The 25,395-nt window shown below is 57.3% G+C and carries 21 protein-coding genes; 7 read left to right on the top strand and 14 right to left on the bottom strand.

The window, feature by feature from the left end; genetic code table 11:
- Nucleotides 1–176 precede the first annotated feature (176 nt).
- From HCU74_RS16655 to HCU74_RS16680, 6 genes are all read left to right on the top strand, one after another.
- Nucleotides 177–1,478 carry an ammonium transporter gene (locus HCU74_RS16655; protein ID WP_168451544.1) on the top strand — a complete coding sequence of 434 codons (1,302 nt, stop codon included), beginning with the start codon at nt 177–179 and terminating at the stop codon, nt 1,476–1,478.
- Entirely contained in the window at nt 1,475–2,101 is a 627-nt protein-coding gene (locus tag HCU74_RS16660; RefSeq protein WP_168451545.1) for a hypothetical protein, read from the top strand. The genes HCU74_RS16655 and HCU74_RS16660 overlap by 4 nt, the downstream gene beginning before the upstream one ends.
- Before the next feature lie 456 nt (nt 2,102–2,557).
- On the top strand, nt 2,558–3,352 hold the full coding sequence (locus HCU74_RS16665; protein WP_168451546.1) for an enoyl-CoA hydratase-related protein: 795 nt from the start codon (nt 2,558–2,560) through the stop codon (nt 3,350–3,352).
- A 275-nt stretch (nt 3,353–3,627) separates the two neighbouring features.
- Nucleotides 3,628–4,854, top strand: a complete 1,227-nt coding sequence (locus HCU74_RS16670) for an NAD(P)/FAD-dependent oxidoreductase (RefSeq protein ID WP_168451547.1) — start codon at nt 3,628–3,630, stop codon at nt 4,852–4,854.
- 26 nt (nt 4,855–4,880) lie between these two features.
- Nucleotides 4,881–5,201, top strand: a complete 321-nt coding sequence (locus tag HCU74_RS16675) for a 2Fe-2S iron-sulfur cluster-binding protein (protein WP_168451548.1) — start codon at nt 4,881–4,883, stop codon at nt 5,199–5,201.
- A 209-nt stretch (nt 5,202–5,410) separates the two neighbouring features.
- On the top strand, nt 5,411–6,529 hold the full coding sequence (locus HCU74_RS16680) for a hypothetical protein (protein WP_168451549.1): 1,119 nt from the start codon (nt 5,411–5,413) through the stop codon (nt 6,527–6,529).
- A gap of 71 nt (nt 6,530–6,600) precedes the next feature.
- Here HCU74_RS16680 and HCU74_RS16685 read toward each other — a convergent pair whose 3' ends face one another.
- Both HCU74_RS16685 and HCU74_RS16690 read right to left on the bottom strand, forming a co-directional pair.
- Nucleotides 6,601–9,231 (bottom strand): TonB-dependent receptor domain-containing protein, encoded by a 2,631-nt coding sequence (locus tag HCU74_RS16685; RefSeq protein ID WP_168451550.1) that lies wholly within the window; start codon nt 9,229–9,231, stop codon nt 6,601–6,603.
- A 123-nt stretch (nt 9,232–9,354) separates the two neighbouring features.
- Nucleotides 9,355–11,040 (bottom strand): hypothetical protein, encoded by a 1,686-nt coding sequence (locus tag HCU74_RS16690; protein ID WP_168451551.1) that lies wholly within the window; start codon nt 11,038–11,040, stop codon nt 9,355–9,357.
- Nucleotides 11,041–11,486: 446 nt separating this feature from the next.
- On the opposite strand from HCU74_RS16690, the gene HCU74_RS16695 reads away from it, so the two are divergent.
- A complete protein-coding gene (locus HCU74_RS16695) occupies nt 11,487–12,515 on the top strand; it encodes a porin (protein ID WP_168451552.1) in 1,029 nt (342 codons plus the stop codon).
- Nucleotides 12,516–12,639: 124 nt separating this feature from the next.
- On the opposite strand, the gene HCU74_RS16700 is transcribed toward HCU74_RS16695, so the two are convergent.
- The 12 genes from HCU74_RS16700 to HCU74_RS16755 form a co-directional block, all read right to left on the bottom strand.
- Nucleotides 12,640–13,932: an adenylosuccinate synthase gene (locus HCU74_RS16700; protein WP_168451553.1), complete on the bottom strand. Its 1,293-nt coding sequence runs from the start codon at nt 13,930–13,932 to the stop codon at nt 12,640–12,642.
- Nucleotides 13,933–13,961: 29 nt separating this feature from the next.
- Nucleotides 13,962–15,131, bottom strand: coding sequence for an ATP phosphoribosyltransferase regulatory subunit (locus HCU74_RS16705; protein WP_168451554.1), 1,170 nt, complete (start codon nt 15,129–15,131; stop codon nt 13,962–13,964).
- 29 nt (nt 15,132–15,160) lie between these two features.
- A complete protein-coding gene (locus HCU74_RS16710) occupies nt 15,161–15,346 on the bottom strand; it encodes a DUF2065 domain-containing protein (RefSeq protein ID WP_168451555.1) in 186 nt (61 codons plus the stop codon).
- Between the two features lie 138 nt (nt 15,347–15,484).
- Nucleotides 15,485–16,357, bottom strand: a complete 873-nt coding sequence (gene hflC / locus HCU74_RS16715) for a protease modulator HflC (protein ID WP_168451556.1) — start codon at nt 16,355–16,357, stop codon at nt 15,485–15,487.
- 2 nt (nt 16,358–16,359) lie between these two features.
- Nucleotides 16,360–17,502 carry an FtsH protease activity modulator HflK gene (gene hflK / locus HCU74_RS16720; protein ID WP_168451557.1) on the bottom strand — a complete coding sequence of 381 codons (1,143 nt, stop codon included), beginning with the start codon at nt 17,500–17,502 and terminating at the stop codon, nt 16,360–16,362.
- Nucleotides 17,503–17,612: 110 nt separating this feature from the next.
- On the bottom strand, nt 17,613–18,905 hold the full coding sequence (gene hflX / locus HCU74_RS16725) for a ribosome rescue GTPase HflX (protein ID WP_168451558.1): 1,293 nt from the start codon (nt 18,903–18,905) through the stop codon (nt 17,613–17,615).
- 26 nt (nt 18,906–18,931) lie between these two features.
- A complete protein-coding gene (gene hfq, locus HCU74_RS16730; RefSeq protein WP_168451559.1) occupies nt 18,932–19,186 on the bottom strand; it encodes an RNA chaperone Hfq in 255 nt (84 codons plus the stop codon).
- A 126-nt stretch (nt 19,187–19,312) separates the two neighbouring features.
- Nucleotides 19,313–20,227 carry a tRNA (adenosine(37)-N6)-dimethylallyltransferase MiaA gene (miaA, locus tag HCU74_RS16735; protein WP_168451711.1) on the bottom strand — a complete coding sequence of 305 codons (915 nt, stop codon included), beginning with the start codon at nt 20,225–20,227 and terminating at the stop codon, nt 19,313–19,315.
- 37 nt (nt 20,228–20,264) lie between these two features.
- Nucleotides 20,265–22,103 (bottom strand): DNA mismatch repair endonuclease MutL, encoded by a 1,839-nt coding sequence (mutL, locus tag HCU74_RS16740; protein ID WP_168451560.1) that lies wholly within the window; start codon nt 22,101–22,103, stop codon nt 20,265–20,267.
- Complete coding sequence (locus tag HCU74_RS16745) at nt 22,103–23,440, bottom strand: N-acetylmuramoyl-L-alanine amidase (RefSeq protein WP_168451561.1); 1,338 nt, start codon at nt 23,438–23,440, stop codon at nt 22,103–22,105. Before HCU74_RS16745 ends, mutL begins: the two co-directional genes overlap by 1 nt.
- Nucleotides 23,437–23,898 (bottom strand): tRNA (adenosine(37)-N6)-threonylcarbamoyltransferase complex ATPase subunit type 1 TsaE, encoded by a 462-nt coding sequence (tsaE, locus tag HCU74_RS16750; protein ID WP_168451562.1) that lies wholly within the window; start codon nt 23,896–23,898, stop codon nt 23,437–23,439. The genes HCU74_RS16745 and tsaE overlap by 4 nt, the downstream gene beginning before the upstream one ends.
- Nucleotides 23,888–25,387, bottom strand: a complete 1,500-nt coding sequence (locus tag HCU74_RS16755; RefSeq protein WP_210425344.1) for an NAD(P)H-hydrate dehydratase — start codon at nt 25,385–25,387, stop codon at nt 23,888–23,890. Before HCU74_RS16755 ends, tsaE begins: the two co-directional genes overlap by 11 nt.
- Between the last annotated feature and the right edge of the window lie 8 nt (nt 25,388–25,395).

Below are 25,395 nucleotides of genomic sequence, written 5' to 3' on the forward strand. Positions count from 1 at the left end.
ACGCGCCCTGCCAGAGTGCAGCAATGCGCCCACAATGACGCCCATCACCTTCGGCTGCCAGAGCACGCAGAGTCACAGCTGCAGCAATTCGAGCAACAGCTGGCACAGCGGTTGCTACATCATGCACACACAGAGCACCAGCCCGGTGCAAACACTCCTCAGGGGTCTGAAACTGCATGATAAAACCGCACCGTTTTGTTCCACTCCTCCTCATACTGCCCGCCAGCGCTTTTGCTGATACAGACCAAACCGCCACGGATATGGTGTGGCTGGTTACCGCCAGCGCCCTGGTGTTTTTCATGCAGGCGGGTTTTGCCCTGCTGGAAAGTGGTATGTCACGTTCCAAGAACGCCCTTAACGTAGTGATGAAAAATTACATGGATGTCTGCCTGGGCACCCTGGTGTTCTGGTTACTGGGTTACGGCCTGATGTTTGGCAGCAACCCCAGTGGTTTTATTGGCACCGACCTCTTTTTGATTAACGACAGCGACCCCAACACCTACGGGGTACTGCTATTCCAGACGATGTTTGCCGCCACAGTGGTCACTATCGCCAGTGGGGCTATGGCGGAACGCACCCGCTTTGACGCCTACCTCGTTGGCGCCTTCGTCATCACCGCCGTCATTTATCCGATTTTTGGCAGCTGGGTGTGGAATGCCGATGGCTGGCTGGCCAAGCTCGGCTTTATCGACTTTGCCGGTTCGACTGTTGTGCATTCCGTCGGTGCCTGGACAGCGTTAGCAGGCATCGTGGTATTGGGCCCGCGCCTTGGGCGGTTTGACCGCAGCGGACGGCCACGGGAACTCCGCGGGCACAACCTCGGTTTCGTCGCCATCGGTGGGTTTATTCTGTGGTTTGGTTGGTTTGGCTTTAACGGTGGTTCGACACTCGCTGCCTCGGCAGATATCGGTTTAATCAATCTAAACACCCAACTTGCCGCCGCAGCGGGCGCCACCGCCAGTATGCTTCTTGCGGTACTTGGCAGACGGCCTATTTTGCTGACCGAAACAGTGAATGGCAGCATTGCCGGGCTGGTGGCCATCACCGCGGGCTGTGCCTCCATGCTCCCCCTGTACGCGGCCCTCACCGGCGCCATCGGCGGCATTGTTTGCACCTTGAGCAGTCACGCCCTGCTGCGCTGGCAGCTCGACGATGTTGTCGGTGCCGTTTCCGCCCATGGTGTCGCAGGCGCCTGGGGCACTCTGGCTGCAGGCCTGTTTTTTACTGGCAATATGTTCAACACCCAGCTCGTCGCAGTGCAGCTGGTGGGGATTACCGCCTGCTTCATCTGGACCTTCGGCTGCGCGCTGATGATGTACTTCGCTATCGACAAGATCATTGGGTTACGCGCGCCGACACTCCATGAACAACGGGGGCTGGATTTGAGCGAGCACGCCGAAATCGGCTACCCGGAATTCCACTCGAACACCACGGCTTATACCTCAGAACGGATAGACAGCGGCGAGGTGCGGGCATGAATACACTGAGCCTGGATCACCGGCGGCAGGCCATTCGCGAGGGCCTGGCGACCTATCTGGCGGAGGCCGAGCTTAGCCGGGCTATCACCCATTGGGAAAATCGCTATGCCGACCAACCCAGTCTGGCCTTGCAACGCTATGTGGCCGATATTTGTCAGGCCTACGCCATTCCAGAGAAGCGCTCCACTGTGCTGCGCAGTTTGATCCACGCAATGGGCCAGCTTCCCGCGGGCGAAGTCACAGCACGCGCAGCCTCTACCACTGCCAAAACTTCAGGTGCCGATGCACTCAGCCAGGCCTTTTCCGCACTGATGCTGGCCATGATGGCCCAGCTCGATGACAGCCAGCGGCATAAAATCCGTATCGATTACCTCGCTGCTCTACGGCAACAGCAACTACCGCTGCCGGTCAGAGAGTCCTTGCAGCGCTGGCTGGGCAATCGCGAAACGCTGTCGCTAACAAGTACCTCCAACAGTTTGCTACAAACTCTGCTGAATCAGTTTTATGTGTTGCTGTGCGAACGCCTCGGGCCGGTGATCGCCGACCATATTCTGGCCCGCGGGGTGCGCCGGGTAAAAGAGCACAGTCCGCAATTGAACAGCGCGGTCAATCGACTGTTATGATTGCCCCTACTGCCTGAACGCCTCCACCAGAAAATCGATCAATACCCGCTGACGTAACGGCGTATAGGGGCTTTTGCGGTACAACAGGGAAATATGTCGCCGACTACCGGCATAACTCTGCAACACCTCGCAAAGCGTCCCCTCGCGCAACTCCTTTTCAACTGGCGGCAACCGAGAGCAACGAGCCCGGCTTGATGTCGCTGTGGTCGGGGCAGTCTGCACCACTGCTGACGCAGCATCAGGCCAGCAGCCTGATCCGGGAACTGGAACAACAAACCAACGCGCTATTACAGTCAGGGCATTGATGAGCACAAGCCCAGGACCGGTGTATTTCGCTATATCTCGCTGTGCGAGTCGATGCAAAAACGCCGAGGTCACCCCGGCACTTTGCATTTGCATCATCGCGCGTTTTGTTAGAGCCTTCGTTCCAGAAAATTGATAGCAACGGTGACGAAGATGGAATACCAGTGTTTAGAAATTGAAATCAGAGACCGGGTAGGCATTCTCTCCCTGAATCGCCCTGACAGCCTCAACGCCCTGACGCCACGCCTGGTCGAAGAATTGCTGCACGCCACACGGGATCTGCCCCGGCATTGCCGGGCGATGATTCTTACCGCCAAGGGCCGCTTCTTTTGTTCCGGGGCTTCCCTCGACCCGGCGGAGCCCTTGTCTCCTCTGACCAATAACCCTGCAGAACGGGATTTGGGCAAAATCGTCGAGGACAAGCTCAATCCTCTGATCAACCAGCTACGCGATTTGCCTATTCCCTGGATTTCAGCAATCCGCGGTGGCGCGGCCGGCTACGGGGCCTCTCTAGCACTGGCGGCCGACATGGTGGTGACTACCGAGGGTAGTTATTTCGCGCAGATTTTTTCCCGAATTGGCTTGGTGCCAGACGGCGGCTCGACTCATCTGCTGACCCGCAATATTGGCCGCGTGCGCACCATGGAAATGTTGCTATTGGGCGAAAAGCTCCCCGCAGACAAAGCCCTGGCCTGGGGACTGGTAAATCGTGTGGTGAGCACCGATGAGCTGGAAGAGGAAGCCTTTGCCCTTGCTCTGCGTTTAGCCAACGGGCCGAGCCAATCGCTGGCCATGATCAGAAATGCGGTGTGGGCTGCAGTCGATGGCGACTGGCAGAGCAACCTCGATAATGAGCGGAATATGCAGCGCACCGCGGGCCGGCATCCGGATTTTGACGAGGGTGTCGCGGCCTTTCTGGAAAAGCGCCCCCCCAAATTCGGCCAATAAGCCAGAAAATATAGCAACACTACACTTACTAACCACCTGTGGAGCTGGCTCCGCTCCGCAGGTAACGCCCCCTTCCCATTGAGGCAAATCGCCCTCAACCCCACCGTAATGGCATCAAACCGTCAACTCACCTTACGGTTAGCTTACAATTTGAGCCATAGACGATGACTAAATCGGCCTGAACCCTTAAACTCTCTCTCTTTCGCGATTACAACAACAAATACTGACAGGCTGTGGTGATAACAGGCCACAACGCAAAAAACAGGAGCCCTTAAATGAGCCAGGAGCATTGTATTATCATTGGCGGAAGCCACGCTGCCGCAGCACTCGCAGCAGGTCTTCGCCAGGAAGGCTGGGAAGGCAAAATTTCGCTGATCGGCGCAGATCCCCTGCCCCCCTACCATCGCCCACCGCTGTCCAAGGCGTTTCTTTGCGGCGATAAAAGCGAATCGGAGCTGTTGATTCGCCCGGCCGACTTTTACGAAAAGAACAATATCGACCTGGTTCTGGGCAGCCGTGTCACCAATATTGACCGTGAGAAGAAGACCGTTACCCTGCACGATGGCGGCGTAATCAGCTACACCAAGCTGGCACTGACCACCGGTGCAAAGGTTCGCAAAATCCCCATTGAGGGCAGTGATCTGGGTGGCGTCTTCTATCTGCGCGACCTTGGCGACGTGCAGCAGATCAAGAAGTACATCGGCAAGGGCAAGTCAGCTGCGATTATCGGCGGCGGCTACATCGGTCTGGAAGCCGCGGCATCTATGCGCAAAATGGGCATGAACGTTACCGTGCTGGAAGCCATGCCGCGTATTCTCCAGCGGGTTACGGCGCCGGAAATATCCGCCTTTTATGCACGGGTTCATCAGGAAGAAGGCGTTGAAATCATCACTGAAGCCTCTGTGAAAGCGATTGAAGGCAGTGGCGACGTCAACGCGGTAGCGCTGGCAGATGGGCGCAGTATCCCCGCTGACATTGTGATTATCGGTGTTGGTGTACTGCCCGATGTTGAACTGGCCGAGCAAGCGGGTCTGGAGCTGGACAACGGTATTGTTGTAGACGAATACGCACGCACCAGCGATCATGACATTGTTGCAGCCGGTGACTGCACCAACCACTTCAACCCGATTTACGGCCGTCGCCTGCGCCTGGAGTCTGTTCAGAATGCCTCCGACCAGGCCAAGATCGCCGCGAAAACCCTGTGTGGCAATTTAACCGAATACCGCGCCCTGCCGTGGTTCTGGTCTGACCAGTTCGACCTCAAACTGCAAATTGCCGGTTTGTCCCAGGGCTTTGACCAAGTGGTGACCCGTGGGGATTACGCCAACACCCGCAGTTTTGCCGCGTTTTATTTCCAGGACGGTAAATTACTGGCTGTAGACGCGATCAACCGCCCGAAAGAGTTTATGCTGAGCAAGCGTTTTCTCGCCGAAGGCAAAAATGCAGACCCTGTCAAACTGGCAGACGAGTCTGTTGAAGTTAAAGATGCCTTCGAAGGCTGAAAACCAATAATTCAAGAGGAACCACCATGCCACTGATTACCTTCGTTTCCCACGACGGCGAAGCCAAAGAAGTTCACGTCGAGTCTGGCACCAACCTGATGCAAGCTGCCGTTGATAACGGTGTTGACGGCATTCTCGGCGAGTGTGGCGGCGTGTGCAGCTGTGCCACATGCCACTGCTACATTGACGATGCCTGGGTCGCTAAAGTCCCTGCGGCGGAAGACCTGGAAAAAGACATGCTGGACTGCGTGCTGGAGCCCAAGGATAGCAGCCGCCTGAGCTGCCAGGTTGAAGTTAGCGACGAGCTTGACGGCATCGTGGTTCACCTGCCCGAATCACAGTTCTGATCTCTATCAGCGAGTGAGCGAAAAGGCTGCTTCGGCGGCCTTTTTTGTGCCAGTGCGCCTGACCGGCAAAAGGCCGCTGCTATTGTTTGACCCTGTGTCTCAGTGCAAGGCCTGTTGGCGACAATTATCCTACAATGATACGGATAAGCGGCCGTGCGATAGCCAGCAATACGGCCTCGCCTACTCTTAACAAAAAAAGCGACACCAGAATGGCTGTACCCCGCAACACGTTTTTATTGTTTTTACTGGCCGTACTCAGTGCTTGCAGTGCTGCACCGCAACTTCCCCCCCTCGCGGAAGTCAGTCCGCAGGAACGGGAGCGGCTGCTCCATCTGGAGGGTCAGTTCGACCTGCCAGCCACCAGCCTGACTGAGCCCGACGACAATATTTTCGGCCTCGACGCCGATATGCGCTATTTTGTGAACGAGCATGTCCCCGCGGTGTTATCTCCTCGCGCGCGACTGCGCTACCTCAGCGACGCCCTGGCCAGCCCCGCCAAACTCGGCCTCGCCTACAATCCGGGGCTTACCCTCACCGCCTCACAGGCTTACTATCAGGGTGAGGGCAATTGCCTGTCGCTGACGGCGCTGTTTGTTGCACTCGCCCGTGAGGCGAAACTCAACGCCTACTTCAATGAAGTCACCATTCCCCCCAGCTGGGAAATGCTCAGCAATAACAGCTCGGCAACCTACCGTCACGTGAACGCCGTGGTAGACCTGGGCGAGGGCCGAACCGAAGTCGTCGATTTCAGTGTCGACATCTACGACTACCGCTATCCTCAGAACCGCATCAGCGAAAACACCCTGTCGGCACAGTTCTACAGCAACCGCGGCATTCAATTTCTGAACCAACAGAACTATGGGCAGGCCTATCTCTATTTGCGGCGCGCCGTGTATCTCGCTCCGGAACAAGCCTATTTATGGGGTAATCTCGGCGTACTGTTCCGGCGGCAGGGGCTGGACCCGCAGGCAGAACTGGCCTATCGCTACGCACTGCAATTAAACCCCGATGAAAACGCCTCACTGAATAACCTCGCCCGCCTCTACCGCGACCAGCAACAGGACAAGGCCGCAAAAGCCCTGGAGCAGGTTGCGGAAGCACGACAACGAGACAATCCTTTTCTGTATTACAGCCATGCCCGAGATGCCTACGAACGCGGCGAGTTCAACCTGGCACTCGCCGCAATTCACCGAGCAATTCGACTGAACAATGACGAATACCGCTTCCATCAGTTTGCCGCCGTGATTTACCGAAGACTGGGCAATATGGAGAAGTATGAGGAATTTGGGCGACGGGCGGCGCGACTTAAACTGGCGAAGTCCACTTGACCAGCTATTCCCGGCATAAAAAAACCCCGCATTGCACGGGGTTCAAACGATAAACAAGCCTAATATCGTTATCAGTATTTCCAGCTGACGCTTACACTCACGCTTGTACCGACCTCCTGCTCCAGAATCTGCACCGCGCGACCACTGGCGTTCTTCTGTTCAAACTCCCGCTTTTCACCCAGCAGGTTACTGGCTTTCAATTTAACGCTCGTCTGCATCGTCGGATACCAACTGTAGGTCGCATCCAATGAATGGAAGGGCTGTTCAAAGGCATCGTCGTTACCGCTGGTTCCCGCGAAGAATATACGCTCGCCGGATACGTTATACAGCAACGCAGCACTGTGCTTTTCGTCGGCTGAATCATAGCCCAGGGTCGCATTCAGCACGTACTCAGAGTGACCGGTCAAACGACGCTGGGTATTGGTCACCTCGTTGTTCGAGGTAATTTCAATTTCAGAGTCGCTCAGGGTCACGTTGCCCGACAGGAAGAATCCCGCAGCCAGAGTGCGCAGGCCTTCCAACTCAATGCCGTAAACCTCGCCCGAGTCACCATTGAGATAGGTCAGAACGGTATCGTCGTCCGAACCCGCGCCCTCAACTTGCTCAATAGGTAAAGTGAGGTCCTTATAGAACAGCGAAATGGTCAGGTTGTCGCCACCCTCATAGAAGAACTCGCCGCGCAGTTCTGCATTTTTGACTTCTGTCGTTTGCAAGTTCGGGTTGCCGAAGACACGCACACTTAACTCAGGGTCTATGTATGCAACGTCAGCCAACTCCCGAAGATCCGGGCGAACCACCGTTTCACTTACACCGAAGCGCAGTTGAAATTCATCAGCGCCAAGCAGGTCTGTCCCCATATAGGTCAGCGCTGCACTAACAAAAATATCGTCATCAGCGACAGCGAAGGTCTGGTCGGGGTCGCTCAAGGCATCAATCAACTGCTGGTTGGGCACACCGGTAAAGTCGAGCAGATCAACGGGCAATACCGCCTGCTGGTACTCTTCCCAGCGCGCGCCCAGGGCAAACCGCCAGCTTTCACCCATGCGATAATCCATACCGCCGAACACTGCGTTAACCTTTTGCGCGGCGACGTAGCTTTCATTACCAAAGCCCGAGCCCATCGCCAGGTCAAAGGCGTTGTTCAGGTCGGCAATACGCTCGTCGGTGAACACGGTTTGTGGTGTACCTTCGGTAGCACGGGTCCCCACATTAGCGGTGTAGCCGTAGTACTCACGGGTTTTCTGCGATGCCCACCAGCCAGATGAAAGGTTCAGCTCGTCGTAGCCTACCGCGATAGGCAGCGAGATTTCGCCACCATAGCTTTCCATTTCATCCACCAGCTGCAGGAATTCAAACTGGCCAGCAGTGGCTGACTGAGAGATAAAACGCCGCTCAGGGTCAGTGCTTCGATCGATAGAGCCGGAGAAGTTAGATGCGTTTGGGATATCGGTGGTGGCCTCTGCGTCGGAATAAAACCAGTCCAGGCTCAGCGGAGCCAACCACTCGACAGGAGCAAACTCCCCCAGACGATGAGTCCCTTTCAGCTGATTCAAGGTCAACTCCCGCTCCTCGAGTCGAGTCTCGTAAGAGAGATATTGACGCTGGTCCTCAGGAGTATTATTGCCGTCATACCCGGCAGTAATACGAGCTTCGTCGTATTCGTTATTGATGACATAGCTGCTGAACTGCACCGAGTGCTCTTCGGTATATTCCGCACCCAATAGCAAGGCCAATGTCGTACGCTCGTCCCGGGCCGTCCGCTGCGTCTCCGAACTCACGCGATCCGGGTTGCCCACACCGCGCTCTTTCTGATCCTTGTTGCGGTACTGCTCACTGTAAGCACCGCTTAACGAAGCGCCGAGCACCCAATTGTCTGCCACATCCCAGGCGTTGCCAAGATCGACCTTGATATCCTTGTCAGGGTCGAGGCTACCCTCACTGATAGCAACGTTGCGGTTGAGGGATAGAATCAGATCGCGCTGTATCTGCTCAGCCTGCTCGTTTGTAATGCTATTGCCGGCGTTGTTTTCAGTATCGCGAATATTGCTGGTCGACAGATCACCGCGGTAGCGATTAATTGCAAAGCGAATCGCGCCCGGCATGGGCGATGCGCCGTTTTCCGGATAGGAAAGCCCATCATCGCTTTCGGTATTAAAGCCGGTACCGACAGAAATACTAGCCACCGGGCCGGAAGGAACGCTGCGGGTACGAATATCTATCGCACCACCACCGAAGTTGGCGGGCAGATTCTGACTCCAGGATTTCTGGATTTTTAATGATTCAACAATGCTGGAAGGAAAAAGATCCAGTGGAATCACGCTGCGCGCGAGATCCGGCGATGGTACCGCAGCACCATTGACCGTAACTGATGAGTAACGCTCACCAAGGCCGCGTACATAGATGAATTTGTTATCGACGAGGGTCAAACCTGTTACTCGGCGCAGCGCCGCACCAATCGTGCTGTCCCCCGCCCGTGAAATAGCCTCAAAGCCCATAAAGTCTGCTGAATAGGGCAGTTCAAGCCGCTCGTCTACCAGAGAGGCCGCGACACTTTGCAGACGGCCCACGACAACGACTTCTTCGAGTACCGGCTTGCCGATAAACCCGTCGTCCTCTTGCGCCAGCGTCTGGGCACTGGCACCTGCGCTAATCAGCGCAATGGCGCTAGCCAGCTTATGCCGCGCATGGATTTGTTTACGCATAATAATGACATCCAAAGTGTTCCGAAATAAGCCCTCTGAGTCGAGGGCATTCGTGTTAAATACTGGCGGGGATTAGATTGCGTCCCCCGCCATCCCTGCGGAACAGGACTTTGTAGTGACAGATCAGGGGTTCAGCGGCTTGTCAAAGCCAACAGTCCAGCCATCCAGCCAGTCGTCGCTGGCAGAGGCACCGCCAAGATAGGTTGGCGTGCTGAAGTATGCGTCGATGGTTGATACATCTGTCAGCTGTGTAGACTGGTCGAAGACTTCGGTATTCGAGCCATCCTGGATAGACGCTGCTGTGCGGTAATCCCGCGTTCCGGTGCCATTAACAATCACTTTGGCTGGCAGGTCGCCGCCGGTGATAATCACATTGTTGGCGTTACTGTTAGCAGGAGTTTGCGCGTTAGCACCACCACCAGCCAACCAGTTCACCAGGTCGAAACCGGTGTTCGCCACATTGGCACCGATTTTTGTCGCTTCGCCACAGGCAATCACGTTGCTGCTCGCTTTTGACGTTCCCGACTGGGCCGCATCAATCGTCTGGGGGCCTTCGGAGTCATCCAGCTCCAGACACTCGTTGCTATTCATCAAGGTATCATTGGACGTAATCAGCGAGTTATACATCTCGAAGAACACCCCTTCCCGATACAGAGGGCCTTCCGAATCACCTTTGGAAGTCACATTGGTACCGCCATTGGTATCGACGGCTGAAGTGATACAAGTGAGGTTGGAAATAATCATCTTGGTCGTTGGCGTAATGCCGTCACCCCGGTTCTCACCGGTATTGTCGCCTTCAACACAGCGGTTAGAGCCGGACGTATGCAAAACAACCGCGTACTGGATTTTACCGTTGTAGCCTTCGGAATAATCGATCGAGTCGTCGCCCACGTTGACTGCAACAATGTGGTCCAGGTTAACGGCGCCACCGAACATTTCAAAGCCGTCGTCCAGTGAAGTGTAGGTTTGTACATGGCTGATCGTGGTGCCGCTGCCCACTGCATTCAACGTCAGGGCATTCAATTCATCGCCGTCTACTACCTCAAATCCAGCGTGTTTGATAACAACATACTCCAACGCACCTGAACTCTCGGCGTCGTTGTTACCACCGTAAGTCGAAGGACGACCCTCTGCAGTCTGGTTACAGTTGTGGACATTGTTGGCGGTGGCAGCAAAGTCACTCACAGTGCCTGTGCCAGAGCCGGTTGCGGTGCCGTCATGGCACTTGTTGGTACGACCGTTGCCGTTAATCTGAATGCCGCCCCAGAGGCCGCGATCGTCTTCAGTCGCGTTGCCTTCATAGTCTTCATCGGCAGTGAAAATAATCGGCGCGTCCGCTGTACCCTGAGCAAAGATCTGCGAGCCGCGGGCGATCCGCACATAGCCTTCGCGAGATTCAAACACCATGCTTACACCGGCATCCACGTAAAGCTTGGTACCTTCCCCTTCCTGGGGAATACGAGTGCCATTCTGAGCAGCAGTTGCATCGACATCCGCGCCGACAAACAGCGCATTTTCAAAGATATGGGCACCGGCGATACGGCCAAAACGCACTTCATCCGCGGTAATCGGATTAGTCGAACTGACAAACTGAGCGTTGTAGAAGCAGTCATTGCCAACTTGCTGGCCCTGGAAGGTTTGTCCGTTTTCAACATAGCTGGCACAGGCATTGGTAGACCCGCCGCCGCTGCTCTGGCTATTGTCTACACTGTTGTCGATATTCGTCGGACTAAGATTAATATCACCACCACCGCAACCAACCAGCGTTACCGCTGAAGCTATGGCTGTCATTGCAAAGAGCTTTTTCATAGGGACCTATCTCCGAAAGCTTTCAAGGGGTTTCTATAGAGCTGTTTTGATGAGGTGTATGCTAGAGGCGACAGATGACGGCTATATGATGAAAATATGACATTAATATTTCAAAAACGAAGAATTCGCCGGGATTTGTTACAGTTTGATGTTTTGCAGGCCTTGGGGTACTCGGGAATAATATCGGCCAGCTGACAGGTTGGCCCTGAACCGCAATAGGAAGCCTCTGGTGCAGATCGGGTCTTGCGGTATTTTGCGCCGACTGAACTCTACAGGAAGTAGCCTCCAGCAGGGTATTTCGGAGCTTGATGGATGAAATAGCCCGAATCTTCACCGCGCTTCACGATCGGTGGAGAACGGCAGGAGCCGAACCAATAATCGGTATTTCTGTGACGCAAATCACACAAAATACTACTACTCTATCGTTCTTACTCGGTGACATTTATATGAAAGTATTACGACACAGCCTTTTGGCAATGGCCGTTGCCGCACCCGCGCTCGCTCAAGCGGAGGACTTCACGCCCAATTTCTATGGTCGCGCGGACATTTCCATCAATAACACAGACACCGAGGCAGACGGCACCACTGTTACGACCAGCAGCAACGCCTCGCGTATTGGCATTCACAACAGCCACGCGATCGACGAAGGCCTGTCGGTATTTTACCGCCTTGAGTACGAAGTGAACTGGGATGAGCGCCACAAGTCCGGTGATGACAAGTCCGACAACGCCGACATCGACGGCCAAACCCTGCGTAACCGCAACAGCATCGTCGGTTTGAAAGGCGGCTGGGGTAGCGTTTTTGTTGGTATTCACGACACGCCACTGAAAAAAGCCGAGCAGAAGGTTGACCTGTTCAGCGACGTATTTAATGCCGATATCGACAATGTCCTTGAAGGCCAGCAGCGCCTGTCCGACACCATCAGCTACAAGACTCCCAAGGCCGCAGGTCTTCAGGGCTGGGTGATGCTGATTCCCGGCGAAGGCGAGAAGAACAGCGGCAGCGATGCCCTGGGCGCACCGAATGACGACGGTGTAGCCGACGCGGTTTCTGCCTCAATTAGCTATGAAACGAAACCTGTCAGCCTGGCGCTGGCCTACGAGACCGACGTCAAGGATCGCGACATCGTTCGTCTGTCTGCCCAGCACAAGAGCGGCCCCCTGCAACTGGGTGCGCTGGCGCAAATCGCTGAAAATTCAGACGGTACCGGCACCGATGGCCTTGGCTACGTGCTGAGCGTGGGCTACAAGGTGAGCGACAAGAACACCCTGAAGCTTCAGTTCACCAGCGCCGACGACGAGTCGGTAGAAGAATCTGCCGGCTCTGACATGGTGTCACTGGGGCTGGATCGCAAACTGGGTAAATCCACCAAGCTGTATTTCTTCGTTACTGACCGCAGCAACGATGATAATGCCGCTGAAGAATACACCAGCGCGGGCATCGGTATTCAGCACAAGTTTGGCAAAGACAAGTAATATCCGCCAGACACACGCCTTATCAAAGGCGCGCCAACAAAAAAGCCGCAGAAGTGATTCTGCGGCTTTTTTGTTGCTGGCAATACCGGATCAGTCACCCACCGAGGTAGGCGGCTGAATTGTATCAACCAAAGGGATGACGCAATACGATGGTTTCAACCCGGTCTGGACCAGTTGAGATAATATCGATGGGCACACCCACAACGGCCTCAAGGCGCTTGATATAGGCACGGGCATTTTCCGGCAGTTCTTCGAGGGTTTTTGCGCCTACCGTCGACTCGCTCCAGCCGGGCATATCTTCATAGATAGGAGTGATATCGCCGTAGTCCTCGCAGTCGAAGGGCGCCGCGATAGACTCGCCTGCCGGATTCTTGTAATCCACGCACAGACGCACCGTTTCAAGGCCATCCAGTACGTCGAGCTTGGTCAGGCACATGCCGGTCACGCTGTTGATGCGCACAGACTGGCGCAATGCGACGGCATCGAACCAACCGCAACGCCGGGCTCGGCCAGTGGTCGCGCCGAACTCGTGGCCCTTTTTCGCCAGGTGGGCACCGACATCATCAAACAGCTCGGTCGGAAAGGGACCTGCGCCGACACGGGTGGTGTAAGCCTTGGTAATCCCCAGCACGTAGTCGAGATACAGCGGGCCGAAACCACTACCCGTCGCAGTGCCGCCTGCGGTGGTATTGGAAGAGGTCACAAAGGGGTAAGTGCCGTGATCGATGTCCAGCAGCGAGCCCTGGGCACCCTCAAACAGAATGCGCGCACCCTCTTCGCGGTATTTATGCAAGGCACTGGTGACGTCGACGACCATATCGCGCATTTGCTCGGCCATTTTCAGCGTGTCATCGAGAGTCTTCTGATAATCAACCGCGTCGACCTTGTAATACTGGGTCAGCGCAAAGTTGTGATACTCCATCACCTCCTTGAGCTTTTCCGCGAAACGCTCGGGATTGAATACGTCGCCGAGACGCAGACCGCGACGGGCGACCTTGTCTTCATAGGCGGGGCCAATGCCGCGACCGGTGGTGCCGATTTTGGCGTCGCCACGGGCGCGCTCACGGGCGAGATCCAGAGCCACATGGTAGGGCAGAATCAGTGGGCACGCCGGGCTCAGGCGCAGGCGCTCACGCACCGGCACACCACGTGCTTCCAGCTCGGCCATTTCCTTCAGCAGTGCCTCCGGAGACAGCACCACACCGTTGCCGATCAGGCAGGTTACGCCCTCGCGCAGAATCCCCGAGGGAATCAGGTGGAGCACGGTTTTCTCGCCGCCAATGACCAGGGTATGGCCGGCATTGTGCCCCCCCTGAAAGCGAGCGACCGCATCGGCCTGATCGGTGAGCAGATCAACGATCTTGCCTTTGCCTTCGTCACCCCACTGGGTGCCCAATACCACTACATTCTTGTTCATATCCGCATCTCTGGATCGCAGGTTTTGACTTACACCAGGGGCTGTACCTGCCACTGGCCATTCTGTTCAACTAGTTGACGGTCACAGTCTTCGGCGGGGGCTTGCCCGGGTAGGCCACTGACCACCCGCTCACCCGCATCACGCAGGGCCTGAACCGCTTGCCACTGACTGAGGCTATCGTTGTAGGGAGCAAATATTCCCGGTGGCGGCGGTGTTGGCGCCACCAAATTGAGCAGTGACTTCAGGTCGATACTGAAGCCCGTTGCCGGACGCGCCCGACCGAATACCTCGCCGATGTCGTCGTAGCGGCCACCCGAGGCCACCGCCTGACCGTGCTCACTGACCAGTGCCGAAAACACCAACCCGGTGTGGTAGTGAAAGCCGCGCAGCTCGGCCAGATCGAAATAGAAACTCAGCGATGGAATGCGCGCAGTCAATTGGGACTGGAGTTTTTCGAGACTGGCAATGGCGTCGATCGCCGCAGGCAGCTCGGCAAACAGCTCTCGCCCCTTCGCCAGCACTTCACTGCCACCGTGCAGAGCATTCAGGCCGCGCAGTTGATCGGCAACCCGCTCTGCCGGCGCCAGATCAGTGATAAAACTTTCCAGCTCGGCCACGCCCTTGCGCTGTAAAATATCGAAGTAGCGCGCTTCCTGTTCGGCGTCGAGCTGTGCGGCATCGACTACTGCGCGATACACAGCGACATGGCCGGTATCCAGGGTGATATTCTCAAGCCCGGCAACCCGCAGGGTTTCCAACATCAGGCAAATAATTTCAAGGTCGCTGGCCTGGCTGTTGTCGCCGTAGAGTTCTGCCCCCAACTGTATGGGTGAACGGGACGCCAGCGGCTTTTTCGGACGGGTATGCAGCACACTGCCCGCGTAGCAAAGACGCACCGGCCCTTCGCGGTTCAAGCTGTGTGCATCAATACGCGCCGCCTGGGGAGTAATGTCGGCACGCAGGCCCATCAACCGGCCGGTAAGCTGGTCGGTGACGCGAAAGGTCAGCAGATCAATATCGCCACCCAGCCCCACCAACAATGATTCGGTGTATTCCATCAGCGGCGGCACGACCAGCTCGTAACCCCAGCGTTGGTAGAGATCCAGCAACTTGCGCCGCAGCGATTCCACTTGCGCCGCTTGCGCGGGCAGCAGTTCTTCCACCCCATCGGGGAGTAGCCAACGATCAACCAGGGTCATAAATCCACTTTCTCTTGAGCAGTGCTGTGTTAACGCAGGAAACTGAGCATCAACAGGCCGGACAACATACTGAGCAGCCCGACGATGCGAACTGACTTAGCCTCCATATCGGCCATGCGATAGGCCAGCATGCGCCAGCGGTTCGGGCTGAGAAAGGGCAGAATACCTTCGATAATCAGCACTAAACTGAGTGCTACCGCCAATTCCTGCCACATGCGCACAACCCGCTAAAAACAAAAAAATCCGCGCAGCATCGGGGGCGTTTTGCCCGGACCCTGCTCGGATTCGCGGATGATACCACAATCATAGCCATTACTGGCAGGGGGCGTTAGCCGCCCACCCGCCAATGCGGATTATTTACCGCTACCCTTCTTCAAATACCGGAAGAACTCGCTTTCCGCATCCAGCACCAGCAGGTTGCCGTCGGCACTGAAGGAAGACTTATACGCGGTCAAACTACGTACAAAGGCATAGAACTCGGGGTCGGCGTTGTAGGCTGATGCGTAGATCCTTGCGGCCTCGGCATCGCCCTCACCGCGGATCACCTCGGCATCGCGGTAGGCGTTGGCAGCGATAATGGTGCGCTGACGATCCGCCGTTGCACGAATTTTTTCGGCCAGCTCGCGACCGGTAGAGCGATGCTCCCGCGCCTCGCGCTCACGCTCGGACTTCATCCGCTCGAACACCGATTGGCTGACCTGGCTCGGCAGGTCGATACGCTTGACCCGCACATCCACCAATTCGATCCCGAATTCGGCCACGGTAATGAGGTTCAGGTCGCGGGTCAGCTCAGTCATCAGCAAATCACGCTCACCGGACACCACGTCGTGGAAGGTGCGCTCACCGAACTTGTTACGCAGTCCGGTATTGATACGCTGCGCCAGCAGGCCCTCGGCGCGAACTTCCTCGCCGTTGGTTGCGGTGTAGAACTTCTGCGTATCGGTGACCCGCCATTTGGCGTAGAAATCCACGTCCAAAGGCTTTTTCTCAATCGTCAGAAAGCGCTGAGTAGGCGCGTCCAGAGTCAGAATACGCCGCTCAAACTTGCGCACCACGTGAACGAAGGGCATTTTGATACCCAGACCCACTTCGATATCCGGGTCTACCATTTCACCGAACTTGAGCATTACCGCCCGCTCGGTTTCCTTGACGATAAACAGCGAGTTATAGCCGATAACGATCACCGCCAGCGCCGCCAGTAGAACTGTAAATTGACGTCCCGCCATGATTAACGACCCTCCCGACGACTGATCTGACTATCGCGACGCAGCTGCTCGATAACCTTGTCGGTCAGCTCGCGAATATCGATATCCTGAGAACCGCTCGGACGCGACACGGAACGTTGCTCCAGCAGCTTGTCCAGCGGCAGATACAGCATGTTGTTGCCACCCTCGACCTCGACCATCACTTTGGTGGAGTCGGCATAGAGTTCCTCCAGCGCGTCGATATACAGACGCTCCCGGGTCACCCGTGGCGATTTTTTATACTCGGTGTGCAGCTCGGCAAAACGCTGGGCTTCACCTTCGGCCTTGGCAATCACTTGCTCTTTATAGGCCTGGGCTTCTTCCAACTGCCGCTGGGCACTACCGCGAGCCTCGGGAATAATACCGTTGGCGTAGGCTTCGGCCTCGTTTTTCAAACGCTCACGATCTTCCTTGGCGCGGGTCACGTCATCGAAGGCATCCTGCACCTGTGAGGGTGGCTGGGCATCTTCAATATTGACCTTGGCCACCAGGATCCCGCTCTGGTAAGTCACCAGATAATCCTGCAGACGCTGCTGGGTATCGACGGCGACCTGTTCCCGGCCCTCGGTGATAACCTGATCCATTTTGGAACTACCCACCACATGACGCAGGGCGCTTTCCAGAGCGTGCTCCAGACTCAGCTCGGGGCTTTTCACCTTTAACAGGAAGTTGGCGGGGTCAGAAACGGTGTACTGCACCGACACCGAAATATCGACGATGTTTTCGTCTTCGGTCAGCATTTGGCCACGGCTTTCGGCTGCTCTCACCTTGGTGACGTTGATAACATGGACTTCGTCGATGAGCGGTGGGTTCCAGCGCAGACCCGGCATCACCGTGTCGTGGTACACCCCAAAGCGCAGCACGACGGCGCGCTCCTGCTGATCGACCTGATAGAAACCAAACAGGCCCCAGGCGACCAGCACCAACACCAGCAGGGCACCAAGGCCACCCAGCGCCGCGGCGGGACTGCTGCCACCCCCGCTGCCACCACTGTTGTTGCCGCCACCGAAAATAGTATTCAGTTTTTCCTGCAGCTTTTTCAGTGCTTCGTCCAAATCCGGGGGACCTTGGTTCTTGCCCCCCCAGGGATCGTTGTCACGACCACCACCCGGTTCATTCCAGGCCATATGTATCTCCCTGACTAGGTTGTAATAGGTTTTATTCAATACCGACCTACATTGGTCGATGTCATTAGAATGTTTACGCTGCGGCAGTCTAGCAGATTCACACCGAGCCTCTAAACTGTATCGTCCCGGCGCGGCGCTCCCGGCAAATTCTCCGCAGACAAAAAGCGATACCACTCCACCGCGGGCAGGCGCAGGTGCAGGTGACTGCCCCCGTGCTCGTCCAGCTCCTCGGTCTGCACGGCACCAAGGCTGTACAGGCGCGCACGGAGACGACCCTGCCCCGGTGTTAAATCTATTGTTGTCTCGACGATATCGCCACCCAGAATTTCACTCAGCGCCTGGTACAACAGCTCAAGCCCTTCCTGACGACGCGCAGACAACCACACCCGCACAGGCCTACCCTGCTCATCGCGCTCGATTTTGCACTCAGCGCCGAGCAAATCCGTTTTATTGTAGACCTCCAGCACGGGAATCTCGTGGGCGCCGATCTCCTCCAGCACCCGCTTCACCTGGGTAATATTGTCGCGACGCTCCGGGTCAGCGCAGTCAATAACATGCACCAGCAAATCTGCCAACACCGCCTCTTCCAGGGTCGCCCGAAAGGCTTCCACCAATTTATGCGGAAGATGACGAATAAAGCCCACCGTATCCGCCATCACAACCGGCCCAACGTCATCTATGGCTATGCGCCGCAGGGTCGGATCGAGTGTGGCAAACAGCTGGTCAGCCGCATAGACCTCAGAGGTGGTAAGGGCGTTAAACAGAGTGGATTTGCCGGCATTGGTATAGCCGACCAGCGACACCGCGGGAATATCTGCCCGAACCCGTGCGCGCCGAGCCTGTTCGCGCTGACGGCGCACCTTGGACAGGCGGGCCTGAATGCTTTTGATACGCGCACGCAGAAGCCGTCGGTCAGTTTCCAACTGGGTTTCACCGGGGCCGCGCAGGCCAATCCCCCCTTTCTGTCGCTCAAGGTGGGTCCAGCCGCGAACCAGCCGGGTAGACATATGCTCGAGCTGGGCCAGCTCGACCTGCAACTTACCTTCGTGGGTACGGGCGCGCTGAGCGAAAATATCGAGAATCAAGCCGGTGCGATCCAGCACCCGGCACTGTAATTCCTTCTCGATATTGCGCTCCTGGCTTGGAGACAGGGCGTGATTGAACAGCACCAGCTTGCCGTCATTGGCCTCCAATGCCGCACGAATCTCCTCCAGCTTACCGGAGCCGACAAACAGGCGGGAATCGGGGTGCTGACGGCTGCCAGTGATAAATGCCACCGGGTCGCCACCGGCAGAGGTCACCAGTTGCACAAACTCGTTGGCATCTTCACGCTCGTCCTCACTGCGCAGATCCAGATGGACGAGTACCGCACGCTCACCGGAATCGGGTCTTTCAAATAGCAAGGACGAACCTCAACAGTATTATAGGTTTACGCGTCGCCCTGTTCGTCATCTTCCGGCGGATGAGCCATGGGAAGACGGACAACACGAGACGGAACCACGGTAGAAATGGCGTGTTTGTAGACCATTTGGCTTACTGTGTTTTTAAGCAACACGACAAATTGGTCAAAGGACTCTATCTGTCCCTGTAGTTTGATACCGTTAACCAGGTAAATGGATACCGGAATACGCTCCTTGCGAAGAATATTCAGATAAGGGTCTTGTAAGCTATGCCCTTTTGACATGGTAGAGCCTCCTTGAGTGCCCAAAACGGGCTTTGATAAAAATGTATCAATAAAATACGAGCTTCTGACCGCACTGGGCGTCGCGAGTTCGCAAATCGACCTGAGTAACCCGCAGTATAACGCAAGTCAATTCTTTATAGCATCGCCGAGAGCGTCTATCACCGTATTTAGATGATCTTTCTGATCTCTTCCTGTTTCCAGCCAGCAAAGATCAGGCCATGCCCGCAGCCAGGTCATCTGGCGCTTGGCCAACTGGCGGCTGGCGATCAGCGCCCGTTCCAGTGCCTCGTCGTAACTCAGCTCGCCGTGGAGGTGCTGCCACAACTGGCGATAGCCCACCGCCCGCACCGCCGGCAATCCGTCGTGCAGGTCTCCCCTGGCCACAAGGGCACGCACTTCGTCGAGGAACCCCGCCGCCATCATCAGTTCCAGGCGGGTCTTGATCCGCTCGTGCAATGTGCGCCGCTCCAGCGGCGCTATGGCAAACTGAAACACCCGCCAGGGCAGGTGCTGAGCCTGCTGACGGCGGCGCCACTCGGTCATGGTGACGCCGCTGATACGGTACACCTCCAAAGCACGGCTCAGGCGCTGACTGTGGTTGGGGTGAATCGCGGCGGCGATCTCCGGGTCGACACCGGCCAGTTCGGCATGGACCGCCGGCCAGCCCTCGCGATCAGCCAGTTCCGCAATCGAGGCTCGCACTGCCTCATCGGCCTCAGGCATCTCGGCCAAGCCCTCAACCAGCGCCTTGTAATAGAGCATCGTGCCCCCGACCAACAAGGGAATCCGCCCCGCCGCGGTAATACGCTGCATTTCCCGCAGCGCATCCTCGCGGAACTGAGCCGCCGAATAAGCCTCGCTGGGGTCGCAGATATCGATGAGCGCATGGGGATAGCGGGCCAGCAGCTCCGGCTCTGGCTTTGCGCTGCCTATGTCCAGCCCGCGGTAAACCAGCGCCGAATCCACACTGATCAACTCGCAGGGCAAGACATCGCAGAGCGCCATCGCCAGATCGGTTTTGCCGGACGCTGTTGGCCCCATCAGCAAGATGGCCGGTGGCAGCGACCCTGAATTCTGCTCACCGACCACGCAAAAACCACTTATCCAGCTCGGTCATGCTGACCTGCACCCAGGTAGGGCGCCCGTGATTACACTGACCACTGCGCTCGGTGGCCTCCATATCACGCAGCAGGGCGTTCATTTCCGGGATGCTCAAACGACGGTTGGCGCGCACCGAACCATGGCAGGCCATCGTCGACAAAATTTCGTTCATATGGGCGGCGATGCGGTCGCTGGTGCCAAATTCCAGCAGGTCGGCGAGCACATCGCGCACCAGCTGTTCCACTTCGCCTCCTGCAAGCATCACCGGCAGCTCGCGCACCACCAGCGACTCCTCCGACGCCCGCTCTACTCGAATACCCAATTGCGCGAAGACCTCGGCATGCTGCTCCGCACAATCGGCCTCGCGCTCGCTTACCGCCATGGCCTGGGGTACCAGCAGCGGCTGGCTACGCAATCCCTCGCCATCCCGCGCGGCTTTCATGCGCTCGTAGGTAATCCGCTCGTGAGCGGCATGCATATCCACCAGCACCATACCGCTGGCATTCTCCGCCAGGATATAAACCCCTTTGAGTTGTGCCAACGCATATCCCAGCGGGGGAATTTCATCGGACTCAGCCTCTGAGGGCGCTTGCAGACGCTGATACGCCGAAATTTGCTCGCCAATTCCCGCACTGCTATTCGCCGCTGGCCGACTGCTTTGATAGCCACCGGGGGGCGCAGCTGGCGACCCACCCAAAAATGCCGGGGACTGGGGCGATGTTTCACGCAGCGGCATCGCTTCCTGCTGCCGGGGCATCGCCATCATCGTCTCAGTAGGCACGCCAGTGGTGGCATTTTGTGCCACCGTGTCAGGTCGCACATCCGCCAGCACCTTGTGCAGGGTACGGAAGATAAAATCATGCACAGTACGGCCATCACGAAAACGCACTTCGTGCTTGGTCGGGTGAACATTGACGTCCACCGAGGTCGGGTTCAACTCAAGATACAGGACAAAAGCCGGATGACGGCCGTGAAACAGCACATCGCGATAGGCCTGACGCACAGCGTGAGCCACCAGCCGGTCGCGAATATAGCGGCCATTCACGTAAAAGTGCTGGAGGTCGGCCTGGCTGCGGGAAAAGCCCGGCAGGGCCACCCATCCCCACAGCCGCAAATCGACGGCACTGCGATCGATAAACAACGCATTTTCCATAAACGCCGGACCGCATACCGAGGCCAAGCGCCGCTCCTGCTCCAACTGGCTCTGTGCAGGTTTCAGGCTGTGCACTGCGCGGCCGTTGTGGCGCAGGGAAAACCCCACATCAAATCGCCCCAACGACTGTCGCTTCATGACTTCTTCAAGATGGGAGAACTCGGTTTTTTCCGTGCGTAAAAACTTCCGCCGCGCCGGCGTATTGAAAAACAAGTCCCGCACTTCTACCGTCGTCCCTCTGGGATGGGCGATTGGCTCTAGTACTGCGGCCATATCGCGACCTTCAGACCGAGCCACCCAGCCGGATTCGCCCCCCTCCTGTGCGCTGCTCAAACTCAGCCGGGAAACCGAGCTGATACTGGCCAGGGCCTCACCGCGAAAGCCGAGACTGGCCACCGCCTCAAGATCCGACAGCTCGGAAATTTTACTGGTGGCATGGCGACTCAGTGCCAGCGGCAGGTCCTCCTTGCCGATACCACTGCCGTCGTCGCGCACGCGAATCAGCTTTACGCCACCCTCTTCAATATCGAGGTCAATGCGACTGGCTCCTGCGTCGAGGCTGTTTTCTACCAGTTCTTTTAATACCGAGGAGGGGCGTTCAACCACCTCCCCTGCCGCGATCTGGTTGGCAAGGCGAGGATCTAATAAATGAATCTTGGACATCAGGATGCGGGTATCTGTATTTTTTGGCCGACGCGAATAGTGCTGCCGGAAAGACCATTGTGTCGCTGTAACTCACCAACGCTGATGTTATAGCGGGCGGCAATACCAGAGAGGGTATCCCCTCGCGCGATAATATGTTCGCGGGCGCCGGGATCAACCACCGTATCGCCCCGCTTTACCGCGGCAAAGTAGGTATCGGGGGGAGGACTCTCGCGGAAATAACGGTCGATCCCCTCAAAGATCGCCTGGGCCATCTGCGCCTGGTAACGGCTGGTGCGCAGTTTATTGGCCTCACCAGGGTTGGAGATAAAGCCGGTTTCCACTAGCAGCGAGGGAATATCCGGCGACTTCAACACTGCGAAGCCCGCCTGCTCCACCCGTTTGCTGTGCAAGCGGGAGATCTTGGCCATTTCCCCCAACAACTGGGCTCCGACATTAAGACTGGCATCCAGCGTTGCGGTCATCGATAGGTCGGTCAGCACACCGGCCAGCACGTGGTCCTTGTCAGATAGGCTCACTCCGCCAACCAGATCGGCCTCGTTTTCCCGCTTCGCCAGAATGCGCGCCGAAGCACTGGTGGCGCCACGCTGAGAAAGGGCGTACACCGAGCTGCCATTGGCGCTCGGGTGGGTAAAGGCGTCGGCGTGTATCGACACAAAAAAATCCGCCTGGGCCTTTCGGGCCAGGTCGCGGCGTTTGGCCAATCCCACGTAATAGTCGCCATCGCGAATCATTACCACCCGATAGCCGCGTTTCTGTTCAAATTTAGCCTGCAGCTTCTTGGCAATGCTATAGACCACATCTTTCTCTTGCAGACGCCCCGGCCCAATGGCACCGGGATCTTCCCCGCCATGACCGGCATCGATGGCAATAACCACGTCGCGCTGGGCACTCTGGCTGACGCTTTTCACCACTCGGGGCTCATCGCTGGGCTCCTGATCGAGAAAGTCCACTACAAGGCGGTCATGCTGCCCCGCACTGGCGGGCAGAAAGAAACTGCGGGCTTGGACACTGGCGGAAAGGTCGAACACGATGCGCAATTTGCCATCGGGCTTTTCCGCATAGCGGAGCCGGGCTATAGGACTGTTTTCAAAGGTCAAACCGTCGGTGGACTTGGCCATGTTGGCGGTGGCGATATCCAGCACCAGACGATCGGGGTTACTGAGGGTAATCACTTCATGGCTGACCGGGGCGCTGAGATCAAACACCACCCGGCTGTGGTCCGGTGCCCTCCAGAAACGGACATCACGCACTTCCGCCGCGAACGCTGTCCCCGCGCAGAATAACGACACGTATAAAAAGGATAAACACAGGGCGGCGATGTGATGAGGTTTCATAGAGCCTTAAATTTAGTAATAAGCTGTTTACCGCGCTCTGACTCAGCCTGCAGCGTGAGTTTTCGCCCCAGACCTTGCTGGACGATGTTAACCCTTATATCCGGGCTTGGCAAAATACCCGCCCCGCGCCCCGACCATTCCACCAGACAAATGGCATTGCCGTTCAGGTAGTCGCGAATCCCCATATACTCCAGCTCCTCGGGATCGCCAAGACGATACAAATCAAAGTGATACAGGGTTTGTTCGGCCAGCTCATAGGGCTCAACCAGGGTATAGGTCGGACTTTTAACCGCGCCCTGATAACCAAATGCCCGCAACACCCCACGACTGAAGGTGGTTTTTCCCGCGCCCAGCTCACCGTCAAGAAACACCAGACAGGGTGAGTCCAACCCCTGCCCCAACCGTTCGCCCCAGGCCACTGTTGCCGCTTCATCGGCTAATTCCACATCAAACTGCATTGATTACACCACGAAGTTCATGAATCACATCTCCCGCCAGCAGGCCCCGCTGTCCCCGCTGCGCCGCCCGGTCCGCGGCGCGGCCGTGCATATCAACCCCGAGACAGCAGGCGTCTTCCGCCGACATCCCCTGCGCCATCAACGCGGCGATCACGCCGCTGAGCACATCACCCATACCGCCACTGGCCATACCCGGATTCCCGGTGGCATTGATCCACATTCGGTCACCGTCACCCACCAACGTGCCCGCTCCCTTCAATACCACCACGGCAGCGTAGCGCCGAGCCAGGGCGGTTACGGCGGCAAACCGGTCACGCTGCACCTCGGCGACACTGCATTCCAGCAGGCGCGCCGCCTCACCCGGATGCGGGGTAAGCACCAGTGCCGCGGAGCGCCCCGCAACGGCATCGGGCTGCTGCGCGAGAAGGTTCAGGCCGTCGGCATCGAGCACCAACGGTCGGTCGGCGGCGATCACCTGCTGCCAGAGTTCCCGACCCCAGGCCTGCTGCCCCAACCCCGGCCCCAATGCCACAACCGAGGCCCGGGATAACTGCTCTGCCAGCACCGCGCCGGGCCCCAGACCGTGGGCCATCACCTCTGGACGCACGCTCACAATTATTGCGACGTGCTCCGGGCGAGTCAGGCACGACACCAACCCGGCACCACTACGTGCGGCCGCCGCGCTGGCCAACGCCGCCGCCCCGGCCATCCCGTAATCGCCGCCCACCACCAGCACATGCCCGGCCTGCCCCTTGTGACTGCTCGCACTGCGAGGCCCCCACTGGCCGAGCATGGCCACACCGTCGATACGCCGCGCCGACGGACGGACCTGCTGATATACCTCTGCGGGCACCGCCAGACGGTCAAACACCACGTCACCCACCACCTCGGCAGCCAGCCCGGTGCACAGCCCCTGCTTCAAACCGATAAAGCTGACAGTGACATCTGCCAATACACAGTCGCCGCAAGGCATCCCGGTATCAGCGTGCAAGCCGGAAGGGAGGTCAATCGCCAGTACCGGACAAGCGCGTCGATTAATCTGCTCGATGGCCTCCCGGTATATCGGGCGCAGCTCGCTGTTTACACCGGTACCGAGCAGAGCATCGACCACTACCGCCGCCCGCAGTGCACACTGCGGCGACCACTGAATAATTGGCACTCCCGCCGCGCGGGCGCGAGCGGCGGCGCGCAGGGCCTCTCCCTTCAGCTCATGCTTTAGCGACAAACAGCGCACCGACATTCCCTGCTGGGCCGCGAGGGCCGCTACGATATAGCCGTCACCGCCGTTATTTCCGCCGCCGCAGTACACATCGACGGCAGTAGCATCCGGCCAGCGCCGCCGCAACTCATCAAAGGCCACCTGCCCCGCACGGCACATGAGTTCAAATCCCGAAGGACCGGACGCAATGGCCAAGCGGTCCAGTTCCCGCACCTGCTCTGCACGATATACCGCCTGCGGATATCCATCAGTGTTCATTTCCACGGCCATTTCCACTC

Source organism: Spongiibacter thalassae (assembly GCF_012272835.1).
GTDB classification, from domain to species: Bacteria; Pseudomonadota; Gammaproteobacteria; order Pseudomonadales; family Spongiibacteraceae; genus Spongiibacter; species Spongiibacter thalassae.

Excerpts from the sequence above, each read along its gene's own strand:
- mutL (WP_168451560.1), bottom strand. The coding sequence starts at position 22,103 with ATGTCCAAGATTCATTTATTAGATCCTCGCCTTGCCAACCAGATCGCG.
- HCU74_RS16705 (WP_168451554.1), bottom strand. The coding sequence starts at position 15,131 with ATGACCCTGGTTGATCGTTGGCTACTCCCCGATGGGGTGGAAGAACTG.
- HCU74_RS16665 (WP_168451546.1), top strand. The coding sequence starts at position 2,558 with ATGGAATACCAGTGTTTAGAAATTGAAATCAGAGACCGGGTAGGCATT.
- hflK (WP_168451557.1), bottom strand. The coding sequence starts at position 17,502 with ATGGCCTGGAATGAACCGGGTGGTGGTCGTGACAACGATCCCTGGGGG.
- HCU74_RS16660 (WP_168451545.1), top strand. The coding sequence starts at position 1,475 with ATGAATACACTGAGCCTGGATCACCGGCGGCAGGCCATTCGCGAGGGC.
- HCU74_RS16690 (WP_168451551.1), bottom strand. The coding sequence starts at position 11,040 with ATGAAAAAGCTCTTTGCAATGACAGCCATAGCTTCAGCGGTAACGCTG.
- HCU74_RS16755 (WP_210425344.1), bottom strand. The coding sequence starts at position 25,387 with ATGGCCGTGGAAATGAACACTGATGGATATCCGCAGGCGGTATATCGT.
- hfq (WP_168451559.1), bottom strand. The coding sequence starts at position 19,186 with ATGTCAAAAGGGCATAGCTTACAAGACCCTTATCTGAATATTCTTCGC.
- HCU74_RS16675 (WP_168451548.1), top strand. The coding sequence starts at position 4,881 with ATGCCACTGATTACCTTCGTTTCCCACGACGGCGAAGCCAAAGAAGTT.
- HCU74_RS16655 (WP_168451544.1), top strand. The coding sequence starts at position 177 with ATGATAAAACCGCACCGTTTTGTTCCACTCCTCCTCATACTGCCCGCC.
- HCU74_RS16700 (WP_168451553.1), bottom strand. The coding sequence starts at position 13,932 with ATGAACAAGAATGTAGTGGTATTGGGCACCCAGTGGGGTGACGAAGGC.
- HCU74_RS16685 (WP_168451550.1), bottom strand. The coding sequence starts at position 9,231 with ATGCGTAAACAAATCCATGCGCGGCATAAGCTGGCTAGCGCCATTGCG.
- HCU74_RS16670 (WP_168451547.1), top strand. The coding sequence starts at position 3,628 with ATGAGCCAGGAGCATTGTATTATCATTGGCGGAAGCCACGCTGCCGCA.
- HCU74_RS16680 (WP_168451549.1), top strand. The coding sequence starts at position 5,411 with ATGGCTGTACCCCGCAACACGTTTTTATTGTTTTTACTGGCCGTACTC.
- tsaE (WP_168451562.1), bottom strand. The coding sequence starts at position 23,898 with ATGCAGTTTGATGTGGAATTAGCCGATGAAGCGGCAACAGTGGCCTGG.
- HCU74_RS16745 (WP_168451561.1), bottom strand. The coding sequence starts at position 23,440 with ATGAAACCTCATCACATCGCCGCCCTGTGTTTATCCTTTTTATACGTG.
- hflC (WP_168451556.1), bottom strand. The coding sequence starts at position 16,357 with ATGGCGGGACGTCAATTTACAGTTCTACTGGCGGCGCTGGCGGTGATC.
- HCU74_RS16695 (WP_168451552.1), top strand. The coding sequence starts at position 11,487 with ATGAAAGTATTACGACACAGCCTTTTGGCAATGGCCGTTGCCGCACCC.
- HCU74_RS16710 (WP_168451555.1), bottom strand. The coding sequence starts at position 15,346 with ATGTGGCAGGAATTGGCGGTAGCACTCAGTTTAGTGCTGATTATCGAA.
- miaA (WP_168451711.1), bottom strand. The coding sequence starts at position 20,227 with ATGGGGCCAACAGCGTCCGGCAAAACCGATCTGGCGATGGCGCTCTGC.